This window comes from Ochrobactrum sp. XJ1 (assembly GCF_024701725.1).
GTDB classification, from domain to species: domain Bacteria; phylum Pseudomonadota; class Alphaproteobacteria; order Rhizobiales; family Rhizobiaceae; genus Brucella; species Brucella anthropi.
Genome location: NZ_VDGD01000005.1, coordinates 260,789 through 280,450, shown reverse-complemented (window position 1 = coordinate 280,450; position 19,662 = coordinate 260,789). Strand labels below are relative to the sequence as shown.

The window sequence follows — 19,662 nt, the reverse complement described above, 5'->3', positions numbered from 1 at the left end:
TCGTTAATTGATGCCTCAGTTCAACAGGAGATAGCCCCGCATGTCCTCTATCACTCCACAGTCCAATGGCGCTGTAACGCTCATCGCCCGCATCTTTCTTTCGATCCTCTTCATTCTTGCCGGCTACGGCAAGCTGACCGCCATCTCGGGCACTGCAGGTTACTTCGCTGGTCTCGGCCTTCCGGTTCCAACCGTTACGGCTGTCATTGTCGGTCTGGTGGAATTTGTCGGCGGCCTCGCAATTCTCGTCGGCTTTCAGACCCGCATCGCGGCAGCCATTGTCGGTCTGTTCACCATCGGCGCGACGCTTGTTGCCCACATGGACTTCTCGCAAGGCATGAACGCCATGATGGCGCAGAAAAACCTCGCAATTGCGGGTGGTCTCTTTATCCTCGCCCTGCATGGTGCAGGTTCGCTTTCGATTGACGCCAAGCGCGGCTGATCAGAAATCAGCAACACAACATAAAGAAACCGCGCTATTCAGATGGCGCGGTTTTTTAATTTCCAGCGTCTTGCTGCCAATGGTTAAAAAGGAGGATTCTCCTCGAATTGAGGTAAGTCATCCAGAATGTCATACCATGGAGCTTTCGAGCCGACGAAAATATGAGCAGACGGCTTCAGCTTTGGCTCCTCAGCCAACACACCATAATTGACGTGAACATATTCGCCCCCGCGAACGATGGAATATAGAAAAGAACCACAAGAAGCGCATCGCACATCGTGATCGATCTCGTTGCCGACAAGCATGAGCGACGATTTACTATTTGTCTCTTCGAGTGCGTGGGTTTTTATTCCACCGAAAGCCTTGAATGCACTGCCAGTGGCACGACGACATAATGAGCAATGGCAGTTCAGGGCATATTCGAATTCATCCGTCACTGTGAAACGGACTGCTTCGCAGGTACAACGTCCAATCAATTTCCGCACACTATTCATCTGAACTGTTCCGAGTTCCAATTGTGAAATGGCAACTCGCAACATAAAAGACAAACTTGAAGTTATCTACCCGCCCAGTCCTTTACGAATACGGGTCGCAACTTCTGTGACACGTGCATTCTCGCGACTGCGGCGCGCTGAAACAAGGCAAGCCTGCGAGCGCAGAATAACGCCGTCTTCCAGAACCTTTAGGCGGTTAGCCCGCAGTGTTGAACCCGTCGATGTAATATCGACGATCATGTCTGCAGAACCTGCAGCCGGAGCGCCTTCAGTAGCCCCCAAGCTTTCAACGATGCGGTAAACCTGAATGCCATGCTTCTGCGAAAAGAATTGCTGTGTCAGTCGCCAGTATTTGGTGGCGATGCGCAGACGGCGACCATGACGCTGGCGGAAATCAGCCGCCACATCGTCCAAGTCAGCCATGCTGGTCACATCACGCCAGACTTCCGGAACTGCCACCACAACGTCAGCATGACCGAACCCCAGTTCCGCTTCGATGGCCACGCGTTCTTCCGAATGCGCCAATGTTTCGCGAACAAGATCTTCGCCTGTAACGCCCAGATCAACACTGCCGTATCCCAGTTCACGGGCGATTTCGGAAGCCGAAAGGAACAGAATGTCGAGATCAGTTTCGCCCTCAACACGAGCCCGGTAATTACGCGAGTCATCCGGCAGGATCACTTTGTAACCTGCCTTGTCTAGTACTGCGAGCGTCTGTTCCTTCAAGCGCCCTTTGGACGGCAATGCCAGAGTCACACTCATTTTTTCTCTCCCGCCAGCATTTGCAGTCGGTCGAGCCAGATGGAAAAGCCGACGCCGGGAATGTTTTCCGAAGCGCCAAGCATGGTCAGAAGCCGGTCATAGCGACCGCCGCCAGCGAGAACGCCTTCCTTTTCAACACCCGGAGCCCGGATTTCATAAACGAGACCGGTATAGTAATCGAGCGGACGCCCGAAGGAGGCATCGTAGATAATATCTTTTGTGGCGATGCCCGCATTCACAATAGCTTCACTGCGCGCCTCAAACTTCTGCAAGACTGCAGCAAGATCAAGGGCGTGTTCCGAAGCAAATGCCCGCAAGGTAACGGCTGCGGAATCAAGCGAGACGCGCGTTTCAAGAAACTGTTTCAGAAGATCAAGCGCGGATGCAGGAAAGCGCGTAACCGCAAGATCTTCCTTCTCGATCAACCGGCGTGCAATCTCGGCCGGCGAACGTCCTGCACTGGGCGAAATGCCAGCTTCGAGCATTTCCGCTTCCAGCATGCGTGCAAGCCCGGATTCATCGCCCTCTGCCACCAGCCCGGCAAGCGTTTCCGGCAACGGATCACGCCGTTGTGCGCCAGTCAGTTCAGCAAGTACCTGTTCCATGGAATTCGCATCGCCGAAAGAACGCAGAAGCTTCTTGCGCCAACCTTGTGGCAGGCCCAGCGCCTTCAGCATACCCGCAAAAACCGACTGGTCTCCCAGAACAATCTCAAGCTCTGCTTCAGGAGCCGCCGCGCGAACACAGGAAAGCGCATCAGCAATCGAGCGCGCATCCGATGCGGCTTCGTCGGAAGCACCCAAGTCTTCGATACCGGCCTGAAGGAATTCAGCCGCACCGTCACGATGCTGACGGAACACTTCGCCCAGATAGGCATAGCGCTTCGGCGTGGCAGCATTCAGGGCGATGTGGTTGCGGCAGACGGGAATGGTAAATTCCGGCCGCAAGCACAAACTATCGCCGTTCTCGTTTTCAGTGAGAAAAATACGACGGCGTAAATCCTCGCCCGCCATATCCAGAAATGGATCAGCCGGCTGAATCAGCGGAATTTCGACAAGTTCGGCTTCGCGCGCACCAAGCGTCGCACGAAGAGAATTGAAAACACCAGACGAGCTCGATCCAGCCATGGTTTCCGTCACTTCGACTGTTCTGCGCGATCTCGCGCCTGGCTGGCAAGGATTTCACGGACGGCATCGATGAGGCCATTTTCCTTGGCCGTGATCTGAGCCGGGCGGCTTTCGCGCCAGGTTACATTGTCCTCGATCTCCGCAGAAAGGCGCTTGCCCTCGACCAGATCCTTGATCTGCACCTCACCGGCCTCACGCTCCTGCGAGCCCTGAATGATGACGCAAGGCGCTTCACGACGATCAGCATATTTCATCTGCGCCTTCATGCCGGACCCGCCGACATACATTTCAGCGCGAATACCGGCCTGGCGCAGGTCGGAGACCATCTTCTGATAACGGCCAAGGCTTTCTGTATCCCTGTCCATAACCAGAACCACTACCGGGCCGACAACATCGGAAACATCAAGTTTGCCGAGGTTCTTCAAAGCCGTCATCAAGCGCGAAACACCAATAGAAATGCCCGTCGCTGGTACTGGCTCGCCGCGGAAGCGTGACACGAGACCATCATACCGGCCACCACCGCCCACAGAACCAAACACGACCTTCTGACCGTCTTCATTGGTAACGTCGAATTGCAGTTCCGCTTCGAAAACCGGCCCCGTATAATATTCAAGACCACGCACAACGGACGGGTCAATCTTCACACGACCATCGTAGCCACCCGCCGAGAACAGCACCTGCATGTCGGCAAGTTCGGTTACACCTTCCTCACCCTTGGCGTTGCCAGCCACAACTGCACGGAGATTGGCGATCGTTTCGACGCCTGTCGCCCCGCCCGCCGCAGTGAAAGCCAAAACTTTCTCGATTGCATCATCAGTAAGTTCAGCGCCCTTGGTGAAATCGCCGCTTTCATCAAGACGGCCCTTGCCGAGCAGAAGGCGAACGCCTTCAGGTCCAAACTTGTCGAGCTTGTCGATGGCACGCAGTACATTGAGGCGCTTGACAGCATTGCCCTCACCTTCAAGATCGATAGCATCCAACACACCGTCAAGAACCTTGCGGTTATTGACGCGGATCGCATAATCGCCACGACTGATGCCTAGGCGCTCCATCGTGTCGGCCATCATCATGCACATTTCGGCATCGGCCGAGACATTCGGCGCACCGACCGTGTCAGCGTCGAACTGCATGAATTGACGGAAACGACCCGGTCCCGGCTTTTCATTGCGGAACACCCAACCATTACGATAACTGCGATAAGGCTTTGGCAACGACTCGTAGTTTTCAGCGACGTAACGTGCCAGCGGCGCAGTCAGATCGTAGCGCAGCGACAGCCATTGTTCATCGTCGTCCTGAAACGAGAACACGCCTTCGTTCGGGCGGTCCTGATCCGGCAGAAACTTGCCGAGTGCATCCGTATATTCCACGAGCGGAGTTTCCACCGGCTCGAAGCCATATAGGTCGTAAACTTCACGGATTGTCGCCATCATCTTTTCAGCGGCGCGCAAATCATCCGGCACCCGATCGACAAACCCGCGCGGCAACCGCGCCTTCATCTTGTCCGCTTTATCGGCCATTTTTCCTGCCTGATCGCTGATTTATACACACATGCCGATTGGAACCGGCATCAATTCTGTTGCCGGTTTCCTAACCGATCAAGTCCGTTGCGGCAAGTGCAGGAAGCGTGTTCAGCGTGTCGCAATGGCGACGGCCGCGCCTGCCATCATGCCAGCGCTGGTTCTGTTAGCGATCCGCATCATGCGAGGACTGCGCAGAAACCGTCTTGCCTGCGCGGCAAGCACCACCCACGCCGTATCAACTGCAGCGAGAACAGTAAACATGACCACCAGCAATTCAGCCCAACCAACCAGCGAAACATGGGTGATATCAACCACCGTCGGCAGAATGGCGAGGTAGAAAACCATGATTTTCGGATTACCAAGTGTAATCGCCAGCGCGCTAAGGAAGAGCTTCCCAGCCTCACCCTGACGCGGAATGGCATTTTCATCCGCAACTTCATCTACCGGTGCGATCCACATCTTCCACGAAAGATAGATCAGATAGGCTACGCCCACATATTTGAGGATGAGAAACGCAGTGTGAAATGTGTTGGCCAGCGCAGCCAGTCCCCAGACTGCGAGTGAAAGCCAGATAGCATCACCAAGCCACAGACCGAACATGAATGGAAAGACGCCCTTGTGGCCGCGGCTGATGACGCGTGCCACCAGCGCGCCGACATTCGGCCCCGGCGTACCCGCCGCCACAACCAGAATACCGGCAAATGCCAACAACGACACCAAATCCATGATCGTCTCCCATACTCAAAGATGGATGTTTCTCGCAGAAATGATGCGGCTTAGCAATCGTTGCTCTAGCTGGGTCGTTTGAAACTCTGTCGCAATTTTTCAATGTGTGTCCGACAGTGACAACCTTCGATGTGGTCGTTCACCAGCCCCATTGCTTGCATGAAAGCATATACAGTCGTTGGACCAACGAATGACCAGCCGCGCTTCTTCAAATCTTTGGAGATGCGAATTGATGTTTCAGTCTTCGGATTGGCAACAAGAGTTGGATAGTCCACCACGGTAGGGCGATCTTTTACGCCCGGTTCGAATGACCAGAAATAGGCCGCAAGTGAACCCTTTTCGGCAACCAGCTCAATTGCGCGCTTGGCGTTGTTGATCGTGGATTCGATCTTGCCGCGATGGCGCACGATACCCTTATCGGCCAGCAGGCGCGCCACATCTTCTTGATTGTACTGCGCAACACGATGGAAATCGAAGCCATCGAAAGCGGCCCGAAAGTTCTCACGCTTGCGCAAGATCGTGAGCCACGACAGGCCTGACTGGAAACCCTCAAGGCAGATTTTTTCGAAAAGCCGGAAATCGTCAGAGACAGGAACACCCCATTCCTTGTCATGATAAGCAAGATAATCGGGTAACTCGCCCGGCCAGAAGCAACGCGTCATTCCATCGGCGCCAACGATCAGACCGGTTTTTGCCTCAGCGACATCGCTCATTGTTCCGCCTCTCAAGTTTCATCCATAATTAATTATGTCGCGCAACCTGACACTAACCACAACTTTAATTGGAAGGGCCGTCAGGCAAAACACGCGACCAAAATTTACCTTTACGATTCCATTCCGGCACACAATCCCCACACGAGCATGAGGGTCGCTCTCCTGACAGCAGATGTCAGGAGCTGCAACGGGCAACTGCGTCACAAAGATTTTCAGGCGCAAAGATACGGATCTGAATTATGAAACCACGGCATCTTCTTTTAATTGGGTCGCTTGCGGCGATTGCCGTTTCCATCGTCAGCACGGGCATGGCCTTTGCCAATGACCGCTATGCAACACTGCCGCCGGTACGTGTGAGTCCTGATCTTTCCGCGCCATGGGTAGCTCAATTGCATGGACAGCCTGCCCGCATAAAGGCCGTACCGCAATCTTTGCAGCCAGCGCCACGTGTTGCCGCCAGACAGAAGCAGAAAGTCAAATCCAGCTATCGTCAGGTTTCGTATCAACGCCCGGCTGCGAATCCGGCAACCACAGTACGAAAGCACCAGATCGATCCCGCTTACCTGCCGCAGACGGTTTCCTATTCCGGCAACGAAAAACCGGGCACAATCGTCATCGATACAGGCAAGCGCTTCCTTTATCTCGTTCAATCCGGCGGTAAAGCGATGCGATATGGCGTCGGCGTCGGGAAACAAGGTTTCAGCTGGAAGGGTTCGCAGCGCATCAGCCGCAAGGCTGAATGGCCAACCTGGACACCGCCGAAGGAAATGATCGCCCGCGAGCGCAAGAAGGGGCGTATCCTCCCGGCGCGTATGGAAGGGGGGATAAATAACCCGCTTGGCGCGCGCGCGCTTTATCTCGGTTCAACACTCTATCGTATCCACGGGACTAACCAGCCTTGGACTATCGGCAAGGCAATGTCGTCCGGCTGCATTCGCATGCGCAATGAAGACGTCACCGATCTTTATGAACGTGTCCCGGTCGGCGCAAAGGTGGTTGTCCGCTAATCGAACCATCTTTTTTCTGCCATTTACAACCGCCTTCTCTCGGAGGCGGTCGTATTGTTTTCATAAATCTGAAAAGATCAAAATTTCTGCACAGAAAGAATGATTGCAGACTTGGAAACATGATTGAAAGGGCTTTTCCTTTTCCCCCGAACACCCATATGCTGACAGTGGCAAAGTCCAAAGAGATATGAAAATGGCTGCCAAATGGCAGTTCGTGCTGGAGAAAGAACCGGCATGCAGGTCAATAGCATTCATGCGCATCAAAGGATCCACCTTTGCGCTGAATGCTTCGGAGGGAAAGGATAAATCATGACCGTACCGACGGTTAAACTGAACGACGGCAATCACATTCCGCAGCTCGGTTACGGTGTCTGGCAAGTAGGTAATGACGAAGCAGTGGCCGCTGTCAGCGAAGCGTTGAAAGCAGGATATCGTCACATCGACACCGCTGCCATTTACGGCAATGAAGAAGGCGTCGGCAAGGCGATCAAGAGTTCCGGAATCGAGCGCGGCGACATTTACCTCACCACGAAACTGTGGAACGGTGAACAAGGCTATGAATCGACGCTGAAAGCATTCGACGCCAGCTTGAAAAAGCTTGGCACGGATTATGTGGATCTCTATCTCATCCACTGGCCGATGCCATCGAAAGATCTTTTCATGGAAACATGGCGCGCTTTTCTCAAATTGAAAGAAGAGGGTCGAGCCAAATCCATTGGTGTATCCAACTTCCGTACAGCCGATCTCGAACGCATCATCACGGAAAGCGGCGTAACGCCGGTTCTCAATCAGATTGAGCTGCACCCACAGTTCCAGCAGGACGAGTTGCGTCTGTTCCACAGCAAACACGACATCGCGACGGAAGCGTGGAGCCCACTTGGTCAGGGTAAAATTCTGGAGGATGCCACGCTGAAGGCCATCGCGGAAAAGCATGGCAAGTCGGTCGCACAAATCATCCTGCGCTGGCACATCGAAACGGGCAATATCGTCATTCCCAAGTCCGTTACGCCCGCCCGTATCAAAGAAAATTTCGATATTTTCGATTTCCGTCTCAACGGAACCGATCACGATGCGATTACGAAACTGGACAAGGCAGACGGCCGGATCGGCCCGAATCCGAGTACCTTTTCGGCTGGCTGAGCAGACATCGAAGACAAAACCGGGCAATTGCCCGGTTTTTTTATGCAGCTATTTGTGACAATCCCTGAGGCTTCGGCCCACCATAGGCCCAGTCGATCAGTTCCACCGTGTGCACGATGGGTAGCTTGCTGCCGGTGGCGATCTGGGTCATGCAGCCGATATTACCGGTAGCGATCAGATCGGCGCCTGTCGCCTCAATGTTCTTTACCTTGCGGTCACGCAGCTTGGCGGCAATCTCCGGCTGCATGATGTTATAGGTGCCAGCCGATCCGCAGCACAGATGCCCTTCCAGCGGTTCCTTCACCGTGAAGCCCGCTTTTGACAGCAGGTCTTTCGGCTGCCGCACAATTTTCTGCCCGTGCTGCATCGAGCAGGCCGAGTGATAGGCGACTGTCAGCGTCTGCGGCGCATCGGGTTCCGGCAGATCGATGCCGGTGAGATATTCGGTGATGTCCTTGGCCAACGCTGATACGTGTGCTGCCTTGTCCTTGTAGAATGGATCGAGACGCAGCATGTAGCCGTAGTCTTTGATGGTCGTGCCGCAGCCCGATGCAGTGACAATAATGGCATCAAGACCACCCGCTTCGATCTCACGCGTCCAGACATCGACATTGTGCCGTGCCTGTTCAAGCGCCTGCTCCTCGCGGCCCATATGATGGACCAGCGAACCGCAGCAGCCTTCGCCCTTCGGTGTCACCACTTCGATGCCGAAGCGGTTCAAAAGCCGCAAGGTGGCGGCATTTATGCCCGGATTGAGCACTGGCTGCGCGCAGCCATTGAGGATCGCCACGCGACCACGCTTCTCACCTTTGGCAGCACTAACTGTTTCGATATTGGCAGCCGCTGGCAGACTTTGCGGCGCTAGGTCGAGCATGGCCGCCATCGGTCGTAGGGATTGGCTTTTGCGCAGGAGCGGCGCAAACGGCTTTCCAAGTTTTGCCAGTTTTAGCGCAGCGCGGAAACGGCCCGGATAGGGCAGCACCTGTGCCAAAACCCCACGCAGGAAGCGGTTCATAAATGGGCGCTTATAGGTTTTTTCGATATGCGCCCGTGCATGATCGACCAAATGCATATAGTTGACCCCGGAAGGACATGTCGTCATGCAGGAAAGGCAGGACAGGCAACGGTCAACATGGCGAACGATTTCCTCATCCGCCGGGCGACCGTTTTCCAGCATATCCTTGATGAGGTAGATGCGGCCACGCGGGCTGTCGAGTTCGTTGCCGAGCGTCACATAGGTCGGGCATGTTGCGGTACAGAAGCCGCAGTGCACGCATTTACGCAGAATTTTCTCGGCTTCGCTGACACCAGGATCGCGTAACTGATCGGGGCTGAAATGGGTCTGCATGGCTTCAAGCTCCAGCCTGACGGGGATGCATACGCCCCGGATTGAGGATATTTTCGGGATCGAATTGTTGCTTCAACCGCTGAGAAAGCGCTGCAAGTGCTGCCGGTTGCGGCTCGAACACTGCATTGCTTGCGCGAATATGTTCCGATGCGCGCACGAGCGTCGCATGGCCACCGCCATATTTGGTAATCAGCTTGCGCAAAGTTTGCGCTTCCGGGTCCGCTTCCATCCGCATCCAGATCAGCCCACCCTGCCAGTCGTAATAGGCATCGACGCCCGCATGACGGCGGAACTCGTCCACCATCTGCCAGCCTTGCATCGGCGTCATCGAAACGCGCCAGACAGCGCGATTGTCGCCTGCATTGGCATAAGGCAGGACATCGCGCACTTCACGCCAGAGCTGCTGCGATTGCCCCCCGTTCAACACTTCCACCGTGCCGGATTGGCGGAGCAGCGCCTGCAATTGCCGACTACGGTGCTCGACCGAAGGTGCAAAGCCTTCGAGCCGTAGAACGGTCGCCGCATCCCAGCCGAGCTTACCGTCAAGGAAGCGATTGGCAACAGTCGGCGGCAGATGCGCGGCGGAAGCGACTTCCTCTCGCGATCCCATAGCCATGGCCATGACGCGCGCCGCCTGTTCGTCGGTCAGACCGCGCACGGCAAGCGTTGCCGCCGTTTCCGGCTTCGGCAGAACCTTGAACGTCACCTCGGTGGCAACGCCCAGTGTGCCCCAGGAATTAGCCATGCCTTTGGACAAATCATAGCCGGTCACGTTCTTGACCACGCGACCACCAGATTTGAACAATTCGCCACGCCCGGACACGACGCGCACCCCAAGCACATGATCGCGGGCAGCACCTGCCTTGAGACGGCGCGGACCGGACAGATTGGCGGCAAGCGCGCCACCAATCGTGCCGCGCCCACCCTCGCCCGACAGCAACGGGCCGTAATCCATCGGCTCGAAGTGAAAGCACTGATTGTTGTCGGCCAGAAGCTTTTCGATCTCGACCATCGGCGTTCCGGCCTTTGCCGAGAGCACCAGTTCGTCCGGCTCATACAAGGTCACGCCCGTAAGCCGCGACACGTCGAGCACGCGACCGGCATCAACCCTGCGTCCGATGCCACGCTTGGAGCCATGGCCGATAATTTCCAGCGGCGTGGAACTGGCCAGTGCATCCTGCACGGCATCCAGAACACCAGCCTCATCTTGCGGCTTTAGAATATTTGCATCGCTCATGATCAAACCACAACTCAGAATCGGGGAATATCCGGGAAGGCCAGCTCGCCACGATGCACATGCATACGACCAAGCTCGGCGCAGCGGCGTAATTGCGGAAAAACCTTACCGGGGTTAAGAAGGTGCTTGGCATCGAAAGCACATTTGACACGCATCTGCTGGTCAAGATCGATGTCGTTGAACATTTCCGGCATCAGATCGCGCTTTTCAATTCCGACGCCGTGTTCGCCGGTGAGAACACCGCCGACCTTCACGCAAAGGCGCAAAATGTCCGCGCCAAAATCTTCCGCAGCTTCCAGTTCGCCAGGAATATTCGCATCATAGAGGATAAGCGGATGCAGGTTGCCGTCGCCCGCGTGGAACACATTGGCCACCCGCAATCCGTATTTCTCGGAAAGTTCGCGCATCCCGGACAGAACACGCGGCAGCTCTTTGCGCGGAATGGTGCCATCCATGCACAGATAGTCCGGCGAGATGCGTCCCACTGCCGGGAATGCCGCCTTCCGGCCTGCCCAGAAAGCCAGACGCTGTTCTTCCGATTGCGACAGAATGCAGGTTGTGGAACCGTTTGTAAGCGCCAGTGCTTCGACCCGACCTATCAGATAGTCCACTTCGACGGGCGGCCCATCCAGTTCGACGATCAGCAGCGCTTCAACATCGAGCGGATAACCGACCCGCACGAAATCTTCGGCGGCCTTGATGGCTGGCCTGTCCATCATCTCCATGCCGCCTGGTATGATACCTGCGCCGATGATGTCAGCGACACACTGACCGGCTTGCTCGCTGGAGGGAAAGCCGACCATGACTGCACGCGCCGTTTCCGGTTTTTGCAGGATACGGACCGTAATCTCTGTCACGACACCGAGCAGTCCTTCTGAGCCGGTCATCAGACCGAGAAGATCGTAGCCCTCACTGTCGAGATGCTTACCGCCAAGCCGGATAACTTCTCCGGTGATAAGCACCATTTCGATGCCGAGCACATTATTGGCGGTCAGACCGTATTTAAGGCAATGCACACCACCCGCATTTTCCGCGACGTTGCCACCGATGGAACAGGCAATCTGTGACGAGGGATCAGGCGCATAATAAAACCCCTCGTGTTCAACAGCCTTGGTAATGCCGAGATTGGTCACGCCTGGCTGCACCACAGCGACGCGGTTCGGATAATCGATTTCAAGAATGCGATTGAAGCGCGACATGCCAAGCAAAACCGCATCCTGCAGCGGCATGGAACCGCCGGACAGTGATGTACCCGCTCCCCGTGGCACGACACGAACGTTGTTATCGTGACAATAGCGCAGAACCTGCGAAACCTGATCAACCGTTTCTGGCAGCACAACGACCAACGGCAACGAACGGTGCGCGGTCAGGCCATCGCTCTCGAACACGCGCATCGCATTGATAGCATCCACAACGCCTTCGCCCGGCACGATGTCGCGCAAGTCTGCAACGATCTGCTCGCGCCGCTGCATGACGAACGCGTCCAGCTCCGGCATGATGAGTCCGCTCATATTCTCCTCCACCACTTATGTGGTCAAAGTGCACTCCGCACCATTCTCGTCAAGTGGTAAATCATTTTTACCACTTTAGTCAGCGGCTAAACAGTTTTCACACTGCGGCATAATTGCTTGCCTAGTTTCCTAGCGCTCGGCTAGATGCTTTAAACCCAAAGCTTTAGCAAAGCACGGCAATGAGTGGGATAGCAGAACATGATGAGCAGTCTGGCGGATATGGAAATCTTTGCCCGCGTCGTGGCAACGGGCAGCATGTCAGCAGCCGCTCGCGATCTGGGCCTCTCGCCAGCGGTCGTCTCAAAACGTCTGGGACGGCTGGAAGAGCGCCTCGGAACCCGACTGCTTCAACGAACGACACGCCAGATCGCGTTGACTGAGGCCGGTCAGGGTTATCATGAGCGGGTTCTGGCCATTCTCTCCAACATCGAAGAAGCGGAAGCCTTTGTTGCCCGCCGTTCTGCCGATGCGCGCGGTACATTGAAAATTTCAGCCCCTACGACTTTCGGTCGCATGCACATTGCGCCCTATCTCGTGCCGTTCATGCGCGCCAACGCAGACCTTACCGTCAATATGCAGCTCACCGACGAGATGGTCGACATTGTAGGCGATGGATACGATCTTGCCATTCGGATCGCCGAACTTTCCGATTCAACCCTCGTCGCACGCCGTCTCGCACCCGTGCGTCGTATTCTCGTCGCTTCACCCGGCTATATCGCGGAACGGGGTACACCACAGACGATTGAGGACTTGCAGGACCATATCTGTCTGGCACCTCACAACAACGACCCCTGGCGACTGGAAGGCCCCAAAGGCCCCATCGTCATTCGCCCAGTGGGGCCACTGCAAACCAATTCCAGCGAAATGGTACGCGAGGCAGTCCTGGCAGGCCTCGGCATAGCGCAACGCTCGACCTGGGATATCGGCCCGGAACTTGCAGCAGGCAAGTTGGTACAAGTTCTGCCCGACTATGCCGCGTCTCGCAACGTTGCAATTCATGCCGTCTATCCATCGAAACAGTTCCTCCCGGCAAAGGTCAGACTGTTCATCGACTATCTGGCAGATCTTTATGGCCCTGTTCCTTACTGGGAAAGCGGCGCATCTCCGCACGAAGTAGCAAAGAAATAGACTGGCTTTCGTTCGTCGGTTAATAAGTCGCGCGCGCTATATTAGTGTGCCAGCATATAAAGCTAACTAAGCTTTTGATTCTAAAAGGCTTAAATATCCCGCAATCCGTTATTCAAGCGAATCGGATGATTTTCTCCCATTGTCCTGATTTTCTGGGAAAAATGATGAACACACCTTTACGTTTTATTCTAGCGATCATCGTCGCCGTTATCGTCGGCTGTGGTTTCATGTTCTATGACAAATCACGTGGCGCCGAGTGGGTCGTTTCTCCACAACAGATCGAACAAGCTAAAGCCGAAGGCAAATCGGGCGTAGAAAGCCGCCCCGGCACTGTGACCGTACTTCCGATCCGCAGCGAAACCGCTGACGCACTCCCGTTTAAATGGGCTATGTACGGCTTTGTCGCAGGTCTTTTCGTACTCGTCGCGACACGCAAGCGCAAAAAAGCCTGATCATTTTTTGATCATGTATTCCGAAAGCCCGGTCGCATCATCGATCGGACTTTCCTTTTCAATATATTCCGTTGCCGGACATCGACCTAAAGGCTAATTTGCCGCCGTTATGGAGAGGGCTTCAGACGGCATGGCCGAAACAATTTTTTCACGCATACAGGCAAGCCGCACGGCAGACGACGTTGTGCATCAGATCGAAACGCTCATTCTCGAAGGCGTTCTGCGCGGTGGCGACCGGCTTCCCGGCGAGCGTGAACTGGCGCGCCAGTTCGATATATCTCGCCCGATATTGCGCGATGCTCTAAAAAGGCTTGAGACTGCCGAACTCCTCATCTCTCGTCATGGTGGAGGCACATTCGTTGCAGACGTGATCGGACAGGTATTCAGCGCCCCTGTGGTCAAGCTTTTTGCCGATCATCGCAAGGCGACCGCAGACTATCTCGAATATCGCCGGGAAATCGAAAGCATTGCCGCAGAATATGCAGCACTTCGAGCTACACCAGCTGACAAAGCGCTTTTGACCGAGATCATGGAGGCCATGGAAAAGGCTCATGGCGTCAGCGACTTCGACACGGAGGCACGCCTCGATGTGGAATTGCACAATGCCATTGGTGAAGCAGCACACAACATCGTTCTGCTGCACACCCTGCGGTCTTGCTATCAACTTCTGAAGGATGGCGTTTTTTACAATCGCAGCCTAATTTACAGCTATCCTGGCGTCGCCGACATGTTTCTTTCGCAGCACCGCGCCATTTACGATGCCGTCATGGCCGGTAATCCGCAAGCGGCACGCGAAGCGGTGCGAAAACACATTCGTTTCGTGGAACAGGCCACGCATGATCGCGAGCTTCACGAAGAACGCGAACGTGTCTCGCGCCTGCGCTATCGGCAGCGGGCGGGTGCGAAGTCAGGCAAGGACACGAAGGAAAATGACAGCGAATGAACGGCGTAGTTTTCAAAGATGCCAAAGGACCCGACGGTATCCGCCTTTATGCCATCGGCGACGTACATGGCCGTCTCGACTTGTTGCAGGATATGCACGGGCTGATCCGTGCCGACCTTGACCACCGCCCCGCTCACGACTGGCGTATCATTCATCTTGGTGATTATATCGATCGTGGTCCGCGCTCGAAAGAAGTGCTGGATTTTCTGATTGATGTGTCACGTCGGGATAAGCGCGTCATTTCGCTGTTGGGCAATCACGACGACGGTTTTCTTACCTATCTAGCAACGGGAGACGTTGCCGGGATATTCGCACTCCACGGTGGCATTGATACCGCCCGCTCCTACAATGTGGAAGTTGATTTTACTGATGCAGATTCAGCGCGCCTAGGTCATGCCGCGCTCGTCAAGGCCGTTCCCCAAACCCATATCGACTTCATTCGCGCCATGCCGCGCTCAGTCGCTTTTGGCGAATTCTTCTTCTGTCATGCAGGCATAAACCCTGCTGTGCCGCTGGATGCACAAGACCCGGAAGAATTGATCTGGATTCGCACAGCTTTCCTCAAATGGACTGAGCCCTTCGAAAAGGTCATCATCCACGGGCATACACCGCAAAGCGCTATCGATATTCAACCGAACAGGGTCAATCTCGATACATATGCATGGAGAAGTGGGCAGCTTTCAGCCATCGTGATCAACGGCTCTGAAAAGCGTTTTATTGCAACGAGCTAGTACGCTCAATGAGCGCTGGAAATGCCATAACCGTCAGTAGACATCGCGTTGTTGCCCGCATCGACGGTAAATATGCCGACCGCCATGAATACAATCGCGGAAACCATCAGGACGGTGAGAAGAGCGGCATGCTTGGCGGTCATATTCGGAAACTCTTTCGACGGTGGCCGGATAAAGTTCGGTAGACGAGCCGCCACTTGAGAGCATGGCGATCAGCCTTGCTCATTCGGTTGCTGCCCGGGGAGACGGCGTTCAGTTACACCCGAAAAAAGTTACCCGCAACTGAACGGTTCCAGCCAAGCCACCGCTTTTCTCTTGAAAAACCGAATTGGTTGAACGCTGTGGCAAAGCGGCAACGCGATACTTCGACTTAAGGTTAAGACGCAGTTACGAGGCCTCTAGATTTGGTTTACCCACGCCTTGGCTAATGCAGCACCTGCGGCATCCGCCTGTGCTCCGAACTTCTTTGCAAGCTCTGGATATTGTAACGCCCAATCCGGCGCGAAACCCGCGATCAGTTCGCTTAGCTGGTCATTCCACTCGGCCACAAGCTGCGTGTTCGCCTCGAAATGGAATTGCGTGCCATAGACTGCACGTCCAATGCGATAAGCCTGATGAGGTGTCATATCGCTTATCGCCATATGCAAAGCTTGCTTCGGAAGCGAAAACGTATCGCGATGCCAATGAAAGATTGGAAAGATGTCACCCGCGGCAGACAAGACCGGATCGCTTTTACCCTCCTCGGTAAGCCGAATTTCTTGCCAGCCGAACTCCATCGGGCGATCCAGAATATTCTCCCCACCATAAGCACGAGCCACGAGCTGGCTGCCCAGACAAATGCCGAGAACGGCCTTATCATGATCGCCAAACCGGCGTATAAGCTCGAGCAAATGGGGGAAGTAAGGACATTCGGCGTCGGCAAGCGCATTCTGCTCGCCGCCAAGAACGATCAAGGCTTGATAGCCATTGTCATCGGAGGGTAATGAATCGCCGTTGTAGGGATGACGCAGATCAATCGAATGCCCAGCATTCACCAGTATTGGCTCGATCTGTCCCAATCCGGACCCATCGTAGTTCTGGACAACCAGCACACCCATGAGAAATCCCCAACCGCTTTTGTCTTTGCTAACATGGAAAAAGCCCGGACGACAGCCGGGCCTTTAAATCAGTTCACCACCGAAACGCTGACCGTTCGGCCAGCAACGAGATGGACACTGTCCGGCACCTCTTCAAGTTTCACACGCACTGGCACACGTTGTGCCAGACGCACCCAGTTGAAGGTCGGCGAAACATTCGCAAGCAAGCTGGAAGAATCGCTACGCTCACGATCTTCAATACCTCCAGCGATGCCTTCAACCTTTCCTTTGAGTTGCACTTTGCTGCCCATGATATCGACCACTACCGGGTCACCAATCTGGATACGCTCGAGTTTGTTCTCTTCAAAATAGCCAGAAACGTAGAACGAGTCCGTATCCACCAAGGCAGTCACTGCTGAGCCTGCGGAGACGTAATCACCCGGCTGAAGCGAGAAGTTGGTAATCACACCGTTGACGGGCGCTTTTACCGACGATCTATCGAGATTGAGTGCTGCAAGATCGCGATCCAGTTGCGCCTGCCGATAGGAAGCTTCCGCTTGCTGGGCCGTCGTTTCAATCTGCTCCAGTTTCTGGCGTGTCACGGTCGTGTCGTTAAGCTGGCGATAGCGGACCAGATCGCGGTTTGCCATATCAAGTGCCGCCTTGCTGCTATCAACCTTTGCTTCCGTTGTTTGCAGGGCGAGCTTGTAACGGGCCTGATCGATGCGAAAGATAACGTCGCCCTGATGAACAGTCGCATTGTCGTGGACGAGCACTTCGCCAACAAGGCCCGAGACATCCGGCGCAACACGCACGACATCGGCACGAATTTTGCCATCGCGTGTCCATGGCGCGTTCATGTAGTAATCCCACAAATGCCAACCGAAGAGCCCTGCCATCGTGACCATGACGACGGTTACAAAGACACGACCTGAATGTGCAAAGAGCTTTTTCATAGCGGTATTCCATTGAGAATGACGGCGGCAACACCGAGAATACAAAAATACATCGCAGCATCGAACAAAGGCCGATGCCAGACGAAACGATAAAGGCGTGCCCGCGCCAAAAGGCGTTGCATGACCGTATTTGCAAAATAAGCGCCAAGCGCCAGCACGCCGAGGGTCGGAATGTAAATTCCGTAGATATCGAGTTCAGGTTGCATCACAAATCACATCGTTGTCTTAGGCTGCTTGCGGGAGTTCCATGAGTGGACGCGGCGGCAAGGCAAAAGGTGGCGCTTTCGGAAACAGATTGAAGCGAAGGGCGACCAGCGCCATTCGCGTACGTTTGGCTATTGCTGGCGATCCGCTCTCGATAATGGTAGTGATTGCCGCATCAATGGAGGCGAGCAGGTTTCTGTCGATTTCACCTGCCTCCTGTGGCTTGTTGGCCAAGGCTCGGTAATGCGCGCCAACACCATCCAGCACTTCATCGACAGCTGGCCGACAGTTTTCGGGCAGTTTGGAGCGGTATTGCTGGAGATCGATCGTGTTCATGCCGTTTCGCAGATCGCGCAACAGATCGACCTTCGCGACATCTGCCGCCGGGACCAGCGCGAGACGCGGGGTCATCATGCCGATACGGTCGATCATCCGGAGCAAAAGGCGATTCATGCGCTGGCGACGATGACGTCCGGGGCGCCGTTCAGCAGCAAGTGCAATATCGTTCCAACCCGCCTTGATCAGGCGGCGCACGCTCCATTCAGCACCGACGGACCGGACAATTGAAGTCACTACGGCAGCGATTACGATCCCCACTACGGTGGCCAGATTGGCATTGGCAAAACTGACAAAATCGTGGGTCAGATGGCCCTGTAGCATGAGCATGTTCGGCAAGTTCACGCAGAGCACCATGCCGAGCAAAAATTGCGAAGGAATGGCAAGCAGCAAGCCTGCCGGGATGAGGAACAGTCCCAGCACCAGAACCAGCGGGAAGAACCCATCCACAAGTGGCAGCAACGCAAACTCAAAAATGAAGGCGGCAACGATGACAATCAAAAGCAGCCAGTTGAACTTGCGCATGACCGGCACCGGATCATCCATGGTTGCGAAGATGCAGCAGAAAATACCGGCCATCATGGCTGCAGCACTGCCTTGAGACCAGCCGCTCGCAATCCAGAATGCAGTCGCTACACAAGTTGCCAGAAAGGCGGAAAAGCCAGACAGGAAGGCCATGCCGTAGTCCCGATGCATAGGGCGGGCCTTCAAATGTGCGTCGTAGCGACGCCAGCGCAGCGAATGTCGGGAACCGGAAACAATGTCCTGACGCAGTGTGATGCAATCGCTCCATATCTGCACCAGATCGCGAACGCGCGCAGCCACATTGAACGGCAGCAATTCACCCCAACTTGTCGCATCCTTCCCATGCCGGTCGATTTCGTCGATCAACTGCAAGAAAACAGCACGGCGTTCCTCTGTCAGGTTTTCGCCGCTCTCGATCCAGTCACAGGCCTCGTCCAACAGTTTCTGCACCGCTGGATGCCAGGACTTTTCATTTTCACCAGGCTTCATAGCCAGCACATCGTGCAAGCTTGATATGATCGGAAGAACAGCCACCATACGCTGCTGCAAAACGTGAAGCTGCGTTCCGACATTTCTGATTGATGAAGTGTCATAGGCAACATGCGTCGTCAGATTGCGCAGCTCGAGCGCATCGGCTGCAAGACGCTGGCGATCCCGAAGAAATTCAGGTGTAGCACCTTCCCCCCGCATGCTTGCCAGCGCCAGCTTTGAACCGTCACGCAGCCAATTATCGATACGACTGACGAGCACCGGGCCGCTGTGACGTGGAAAAACAAGTCGATTGACGACAGCAGCGCAAATGATCCCGATTGCGATCTCTTCCACACGACCCACGGCATAGTCGAAAGTCGTTTCAGGCACGGAAACAACGGCAAAACTCGCGATAGCCACCGTATAGCCAGCCAGCATGAACAAATAACTGCGCGGCGTACCATCGAGCAGGCTGATCGCAAGGCAGAGGCCCATCCAAAGACCGATCGCCAGCGTCAGTATTTCAGGAGAATTGACCAGATGCGGCACGAACAGAATGGTCACTGCTCCGCCGATAATCGTACCGATCAGACGGTAAAAACCCTTTGATGTCGTCGCACCTGAGAGCGGATGCGCAACAATATAGACAGCCGCAATGGACCAGTAAGGATTGGGCAAATTGGCCATCAGGCCGATCCACAGCGCAAGCATGGCTGCAGCGAAAGTCTTCAGTGAAAAGACCACGTCCCAGAACTTCGGAGTTGTTTCGACTGGCTTCGTCATGGCTGTGAGGGCACCGGTTGAATGCATCGC

The 19,662-nt window shown here is 55.0% G+C and carries 21 protein-coding genes; 7 read left to right on the top strand and 14 right to left on the bottom strand.

From position 1 onward, the window contains the following. Positions 1-40 precede the first annotated feature (40 nt). On the top strand, positions 41-442 hold the full coding sequence (locus FG152_RS11060; protein WP_010660986.1) for a DoxX family protein: 402 nt from the start codon (positions 41-43) through the stop codon (positions 440-442). Positions 443-525: 83 nt separating this feature from the next. Here the strand turns inward: FG152_RS11060 and FG152_RS11055 are convergent, their stop codons facing one another. From FG152_RS11055 to FG152_RS11030, 6 genes are all read right to left on the bottom strand, one after another. Then, positions 526-879, bottom strand: a complete 354-nt coding sequence (locus FG152_RS11055) for a GFA family protein (RefSeq protein WP_308669810.1) — start codon at positions 877-879, stop codon at positions 526-528. 123 nt (positions 880-1,002) lie between these two features. Next, entirely contained in the window at positions 1,003-1,698 is a 696-nt protein-coding gene (gene hisG / locus FG152_RS11050; RefSeq protein WP_010660984.1) for an ATP phosphoribosyltransferase, read from the bottom strand. Next, the gene (locus FG152_RS11045; RefSeq protein WP_010660983.1) at positions 1,695-2,825 is read right to left on the bottom strand and encodes an ATP phosphoribosyltransferase regulatory subunit; all 1,131 of its coding nucleotides are present in this window, start codon (positions 2,823-2,825) and stop codon (positions 1,695-1,697) included. Before FG152_RS11045 ends, hisG begins: the two co-directional genes overlap by 4 nt. 8 nt (positions 2,826-2,833) lie before the next feature. Next, positions 2,834-4,342, bottom strand: a complete 1,509-nt coding sequence (hisS, locus tag FG152_RS11040) for a histidine--tRNA ligase (RefSeq protein ID WP_010660982.1) — start codon at positions 4,340-4,342, stop codon at positions 2,834-2,836. A 111-nt stretch (positions 4,343-4,453) separates the two neighbouring features. Beyond that, complete coding sequence (locus FG152_RS11035) at positions 4,454-5,071, bottom strand: LysE family translocator (RefSeq protein ID WP_010660981.1); 618 nt, start codon at positions 5,069-5,071, stop codon at positions 4,454-4,456. Between the two features lie 65 nt (positions 5,072-5,136). Continuing rightward, entirely contained in the window at positions 5,137-5,784 is a 648-nt protein-coding gene (locus FG152_RS11030; RefSeq protein ID WP_010660980.1) for a DNA-3-methyladenine glycosylase I, read from the bottom strand. A gap of 239 nt (positions 5,785-6,023) precedes the next feature. On the opposite strand from FG152_RS11030, the gene FG152_RS11025 reads away from it, so the two are divergent. Next, positions 6,024-6,791, top strand: coding sequence for a L,D-transpeptidase (locus tag FG152_RS11025; RefSeq protein WP_010660979.1), 768 nt, complete (start codon positions 6,024-6,026; stop codon positions 6,789-6,791). Between the two features lie 309 nt (positions 6,792-7,100). Next, positions 7,101-7,931, top strand: a complete 831-nt coding sequence (locus tag FG152_RS11020; RefSeq protein WP_010660978.1) for an aldo/keto reductase — start codon at positions 7,101-7,103, stop codon at positions 7,929-7,931. Positions 7,932-7,971: 40 nt separating this feature from the next. Here FG152_RS11020 and glcF read toward each other — a convergent pair whose 3' ends face one another. The 3 genes from glcF to FG152_RS11005 are packed head-to-tail and all read right to left on the bottom strand — an operon-like array spanning position 7,972 to position 12,027. Beyond that, the gene (glcF, locus tag FG152_RS11015; protein ID WP_010660977.1) at positions 7,972-9,279 is read right to left on the bottom strand and encodes a glycolate oxidase subunit GlcF; all 1,308 of its coding nucleotides are present in this window, start codon (positions 9,277-9,279) and stop codon (positions 7,972-7,974) included. Between the two features lie 4 nt (positions 9,280-9,283). Continuing rightward, positions 9,284-10,516: a glycolate oxidase subunit GlcE gene (gene glcE / locus FG152_RS11010; protein ID WP_010660976.1), complete on the bottom strand. Its 1,233-nt coding sequence runs from the start codon at positions 10,514-10,516 to the stop codon at positions 9,284-9,286. Between the two features lie 14 nt (positions 10,517-10,530). Then, positions 10,531-12,027 carry an FAD-linked oxidase C-terminal domain-containing protein gene (locus FG152_RS11005; RefSeq protein WP_498986488.1) on the bottom strand — a complete coding sequence of 499 codons (1,497 nt, stop codon included), beginning with the start codon at positions 12,025-12,027 and terminating at the stop codon, positions 10,531-10,533. Positions 12,028-12,225: 198 nt separating this feature from the next. On the opposite strand from FG152_RS11005, the gene FG152_RS11000 reads away from it, so the two are divergent. From FG152_RS11000 to FG152_RS10985, 4 genes are all read left to right on the top strand, one after another. After that, positions 12,226-13,155, top strand: a complete 930-nt coding sequence (locus FG152_RS11000; protein ID WP_010660974.1) for a LysR family transcriptional regulator — start codon at positions 12,226-12,228, stop codon at positions 13,153-13,155. A 164-nt stretch (positions 13,156-13,319) separates the two neighbouring features. Continuing rightward, entirely contained in the window at positions 13,320-13,607 is a 288-nt protein-coding gene (locus FG152_RS10995; protein ID WP_010660973.1) for a hypothetical protein, read from the top strand. A 130-nt stretch (positions 13,608-13,737) separates the two neighbouring features. Further along, complete coding sequence (locus tag FG152_RS10990) at positions 13,738-14,550, top strand: FCD domain-containing protein (RefSeq protein WP_010660972.1); 813 nt, start codon at positions 13,738-13,740, stop codon at positions 14,548-14,550. Next, positions 14,547-15,281 (top strand): metallophosphoesterase, encoded by a 735-nt coding sequence (locus FG152_RS10985; protein ID WP_010660971.1) that lies wholly within the window; start codon positions 14,547-14,549, stop codon positions 15,279-15,281. Before FG152_RS10990 ends, FG152_RS10985 begins: the two co-directional genes overlap by 4 nt. Before the next feature lie 5 nt (positions 15,282-15,286). On the opposite strand, the gene FG152_RS10980 is transcribed toward FG152_RS10985, so the two are convergent. The 5 genes from FG152_RS10980 to FG152_RS10960 all read right to left on the bottom strand — a co-directional run bounded on the left by FG152_RS10980 (position 15,287) and on the right by FG152_RS10960 (position 19,632). Further along, entirely contained in the window at positions 15,287-15,424 is a 138-nt protein-coding gene (locus FG152_RS10980) for a hypothetical protein (RefSeq protein WP_010660970.1), read from the bottom strand. Positions 15,425-15,679: 255 nt separating this feature from the next. Next, complete coding sequence (locus FG152_RS10975) at positions 15,680-16,378, bottom strand: type 1 glutamine amidotransferase (RefSeq protein ID WP_010660969.1); 699 nt, start codon at positions 16,376-16,378, stop codon at positions 15,680-15,682. Between the two features lie 68 nt (positions 16,379-16,446). Further along, complete coding sequence (locus FG152_RS10970) at positions 16,447-17,313, bottom strand: efflux RND transporter periplasmic adaptor subunit (RefSeq protein ID WP_010660968.1); 867 nt, start codon at positions 17,311-17,313, stop codon at positions 16,447-16,449. Next, positions 17,310-17,519: a DUF1656 domain-containing protein gene (locus tag FG152_RS10965; RefSeq protein ID WP_010660967.1), complete on the bottom strand. Its 210-nt coding sequence runs from the start codon at positions 17,517-17,519 to the stop codon at positions 17,310-17,312. Before FG152_RS10965 ends, FG152_RS10970 begins: the two co-directional genes overlap by 4 nt. Positions 17,520-17,538: 19 nt before the next feature. Continuing rightward, on the bottom strand, positions 17,539-19,632 hold the full coding sequence (locus FG152_RS10960; protein WP_010660966.1) for an FUSC family protein: 2,094 nt from the start codon (positions 19,630-19,632) through the stop codon (positions 17,539-17,541). Between the last annotated feature and the right edge of the window lie 30 nt (positions 19,633-19,662).

Excerpts from the sequence above, each read along its gene's own strand:
- hisS (WP_010660982.1), bottom strand. The coding sequence starts at position 4,342 with ATGGCCGATAAAGCGGACAAGATGAAGGCGCGGTTGCCGCGCGGGTTT.
- FG152_RS10985 (WP_010660971.1), top strand. The coding sequence starts at position 14,547 with ATGAACGGCGTAGTTTTCAAAGATGCCAAAGGACCCGACGGTATCCGC.
- FG152_RS11000 (WP_010660974.1), top strand. The coding sequence starts at position 12,226 with ATGATGAGCAGTCTGGCGGATATGGAAATCTTTGCCCGCGTCGTGGCA.
- FG152_RS10965 (WP_010660967.1), bottom strand. The coding sequence starts at position 17,519 with ATGCAACCTGAACTCGATATCTACGGAATTTACATTCCGACCCTCGGC.
- FG152_RS10980 (WP_010660970.1), bottom strand. The coding sequence starts at position 15,424 with ATGACCGCCAAGCATGCCGCTCTTCTCACCGTCCTGATGGTTTCCGCG.
- FG152_RS10970 (WP_010660968.1), bottom strand. The coding sequence starts at position 17,313 with ATGAAAAAGCTCTTTGCACATTCAGGTCGTGTCTTTGTAACCGTCGTC.
- FG152_RS10960 (WP_010660966.1), bottom strand. The coding sequence starts at position 19,632 with ATGACGAAGCCAGTCGAAACAACTCCGAAGTTCTGGGACGTGGTCTTT.
- hisG (WP_010660984.1), bottom strand. The coding sequence starts at position 1,698 with ATGAGTGTGACTCTGGCATTGCCGTCCAAAGGGCGCTTGAAGGAACAG.
- glcF (WP_010660977.1), bottom strand. The coding sequence starts at position 9,279 with ATGCAGACCCATTTCAGCCCCGATCAGTTACGCGATCCTGGTGTCAGC.
- FG152_RS11020 (WP_010660978.1), top strand. The coding sequence starts at position 7,101 with ATGACCGTACCGACGGTTAAACTGAACGACGGCAATCACATTCCGCAG.
- glcE (WP_010660976.1), bottom strand. The coding sequence starts at position 10,516 with ATGAGCGATGCAAATATTCTAAAGCCGCAAGATGAGGCTGGTGTTCTG.
- FG152_RS11045 (WP_010660983.1), bottom strand. The coding sequence starts at position 2,825 with ATGGCTGGATCGAGCTCGTCTGGTGTTTTCAATTCTCTTCGTGCGACG.
- FG152_RS10995 (WP_010660973.1), top strand. The coding sequence starts at position 13,320 with ATGAACACACCTTTACGTTTTATTCTAGCGATCATCGTCGCCGTTATC.
- FG152_RS11030 (WP_010660980.1), bottom strand. The coding sequence starts at position 5,784 with ATGAGCGATGTCGCTGAGGCAAAAACCGGTCTGATCGTTGGCGCCGAT.
- FG152_RS11035 (WP_010660981.1), bottom strand. The coding sequence starts at position 5,071 with ATGGATTTGGTGTCGTTGTTGGCATTTGCCGGTATTCTGGTTGTGGCG.
- FG152_RS11060 (WP_010660986.1), top strand. The coding sequence starts at position 41 with ATGTCCTCTATCACTCCACAGTCCAATGGCGCTGTAACGCTCATCGCC.
- FG152_RS10990 (WP_010660972.1), top strand. The coding sequence starts at position 13,738 with ATGGCCGAAACAATTTTTTCACGCATACAGGCAAGCCGCACGGCAGAC.
- FG152_RS10975 (WP_010660969.1), bottom strand. The coding sequence starts at position 16,378 with ATGGGTGTGCTGGTTGTCCAGAACTACGATGGGTCCGGATTGGGACAG.
- FG152_RS11005 (WP_498986488.1), bottom strand. The coding sequence starts at position 12,027 with ATGAGCGGACTCATCATGCCGGAGCTGGACGCGTTCGTCATGCAGCGG.
- FG152_RS11025 (WP_010660979.1), top strand. The coding sequence starts at position 6,024 with ATGAAACCACGGCATCTTCTTTTAATTGGGTCGCTTGCGGCGATTGCC.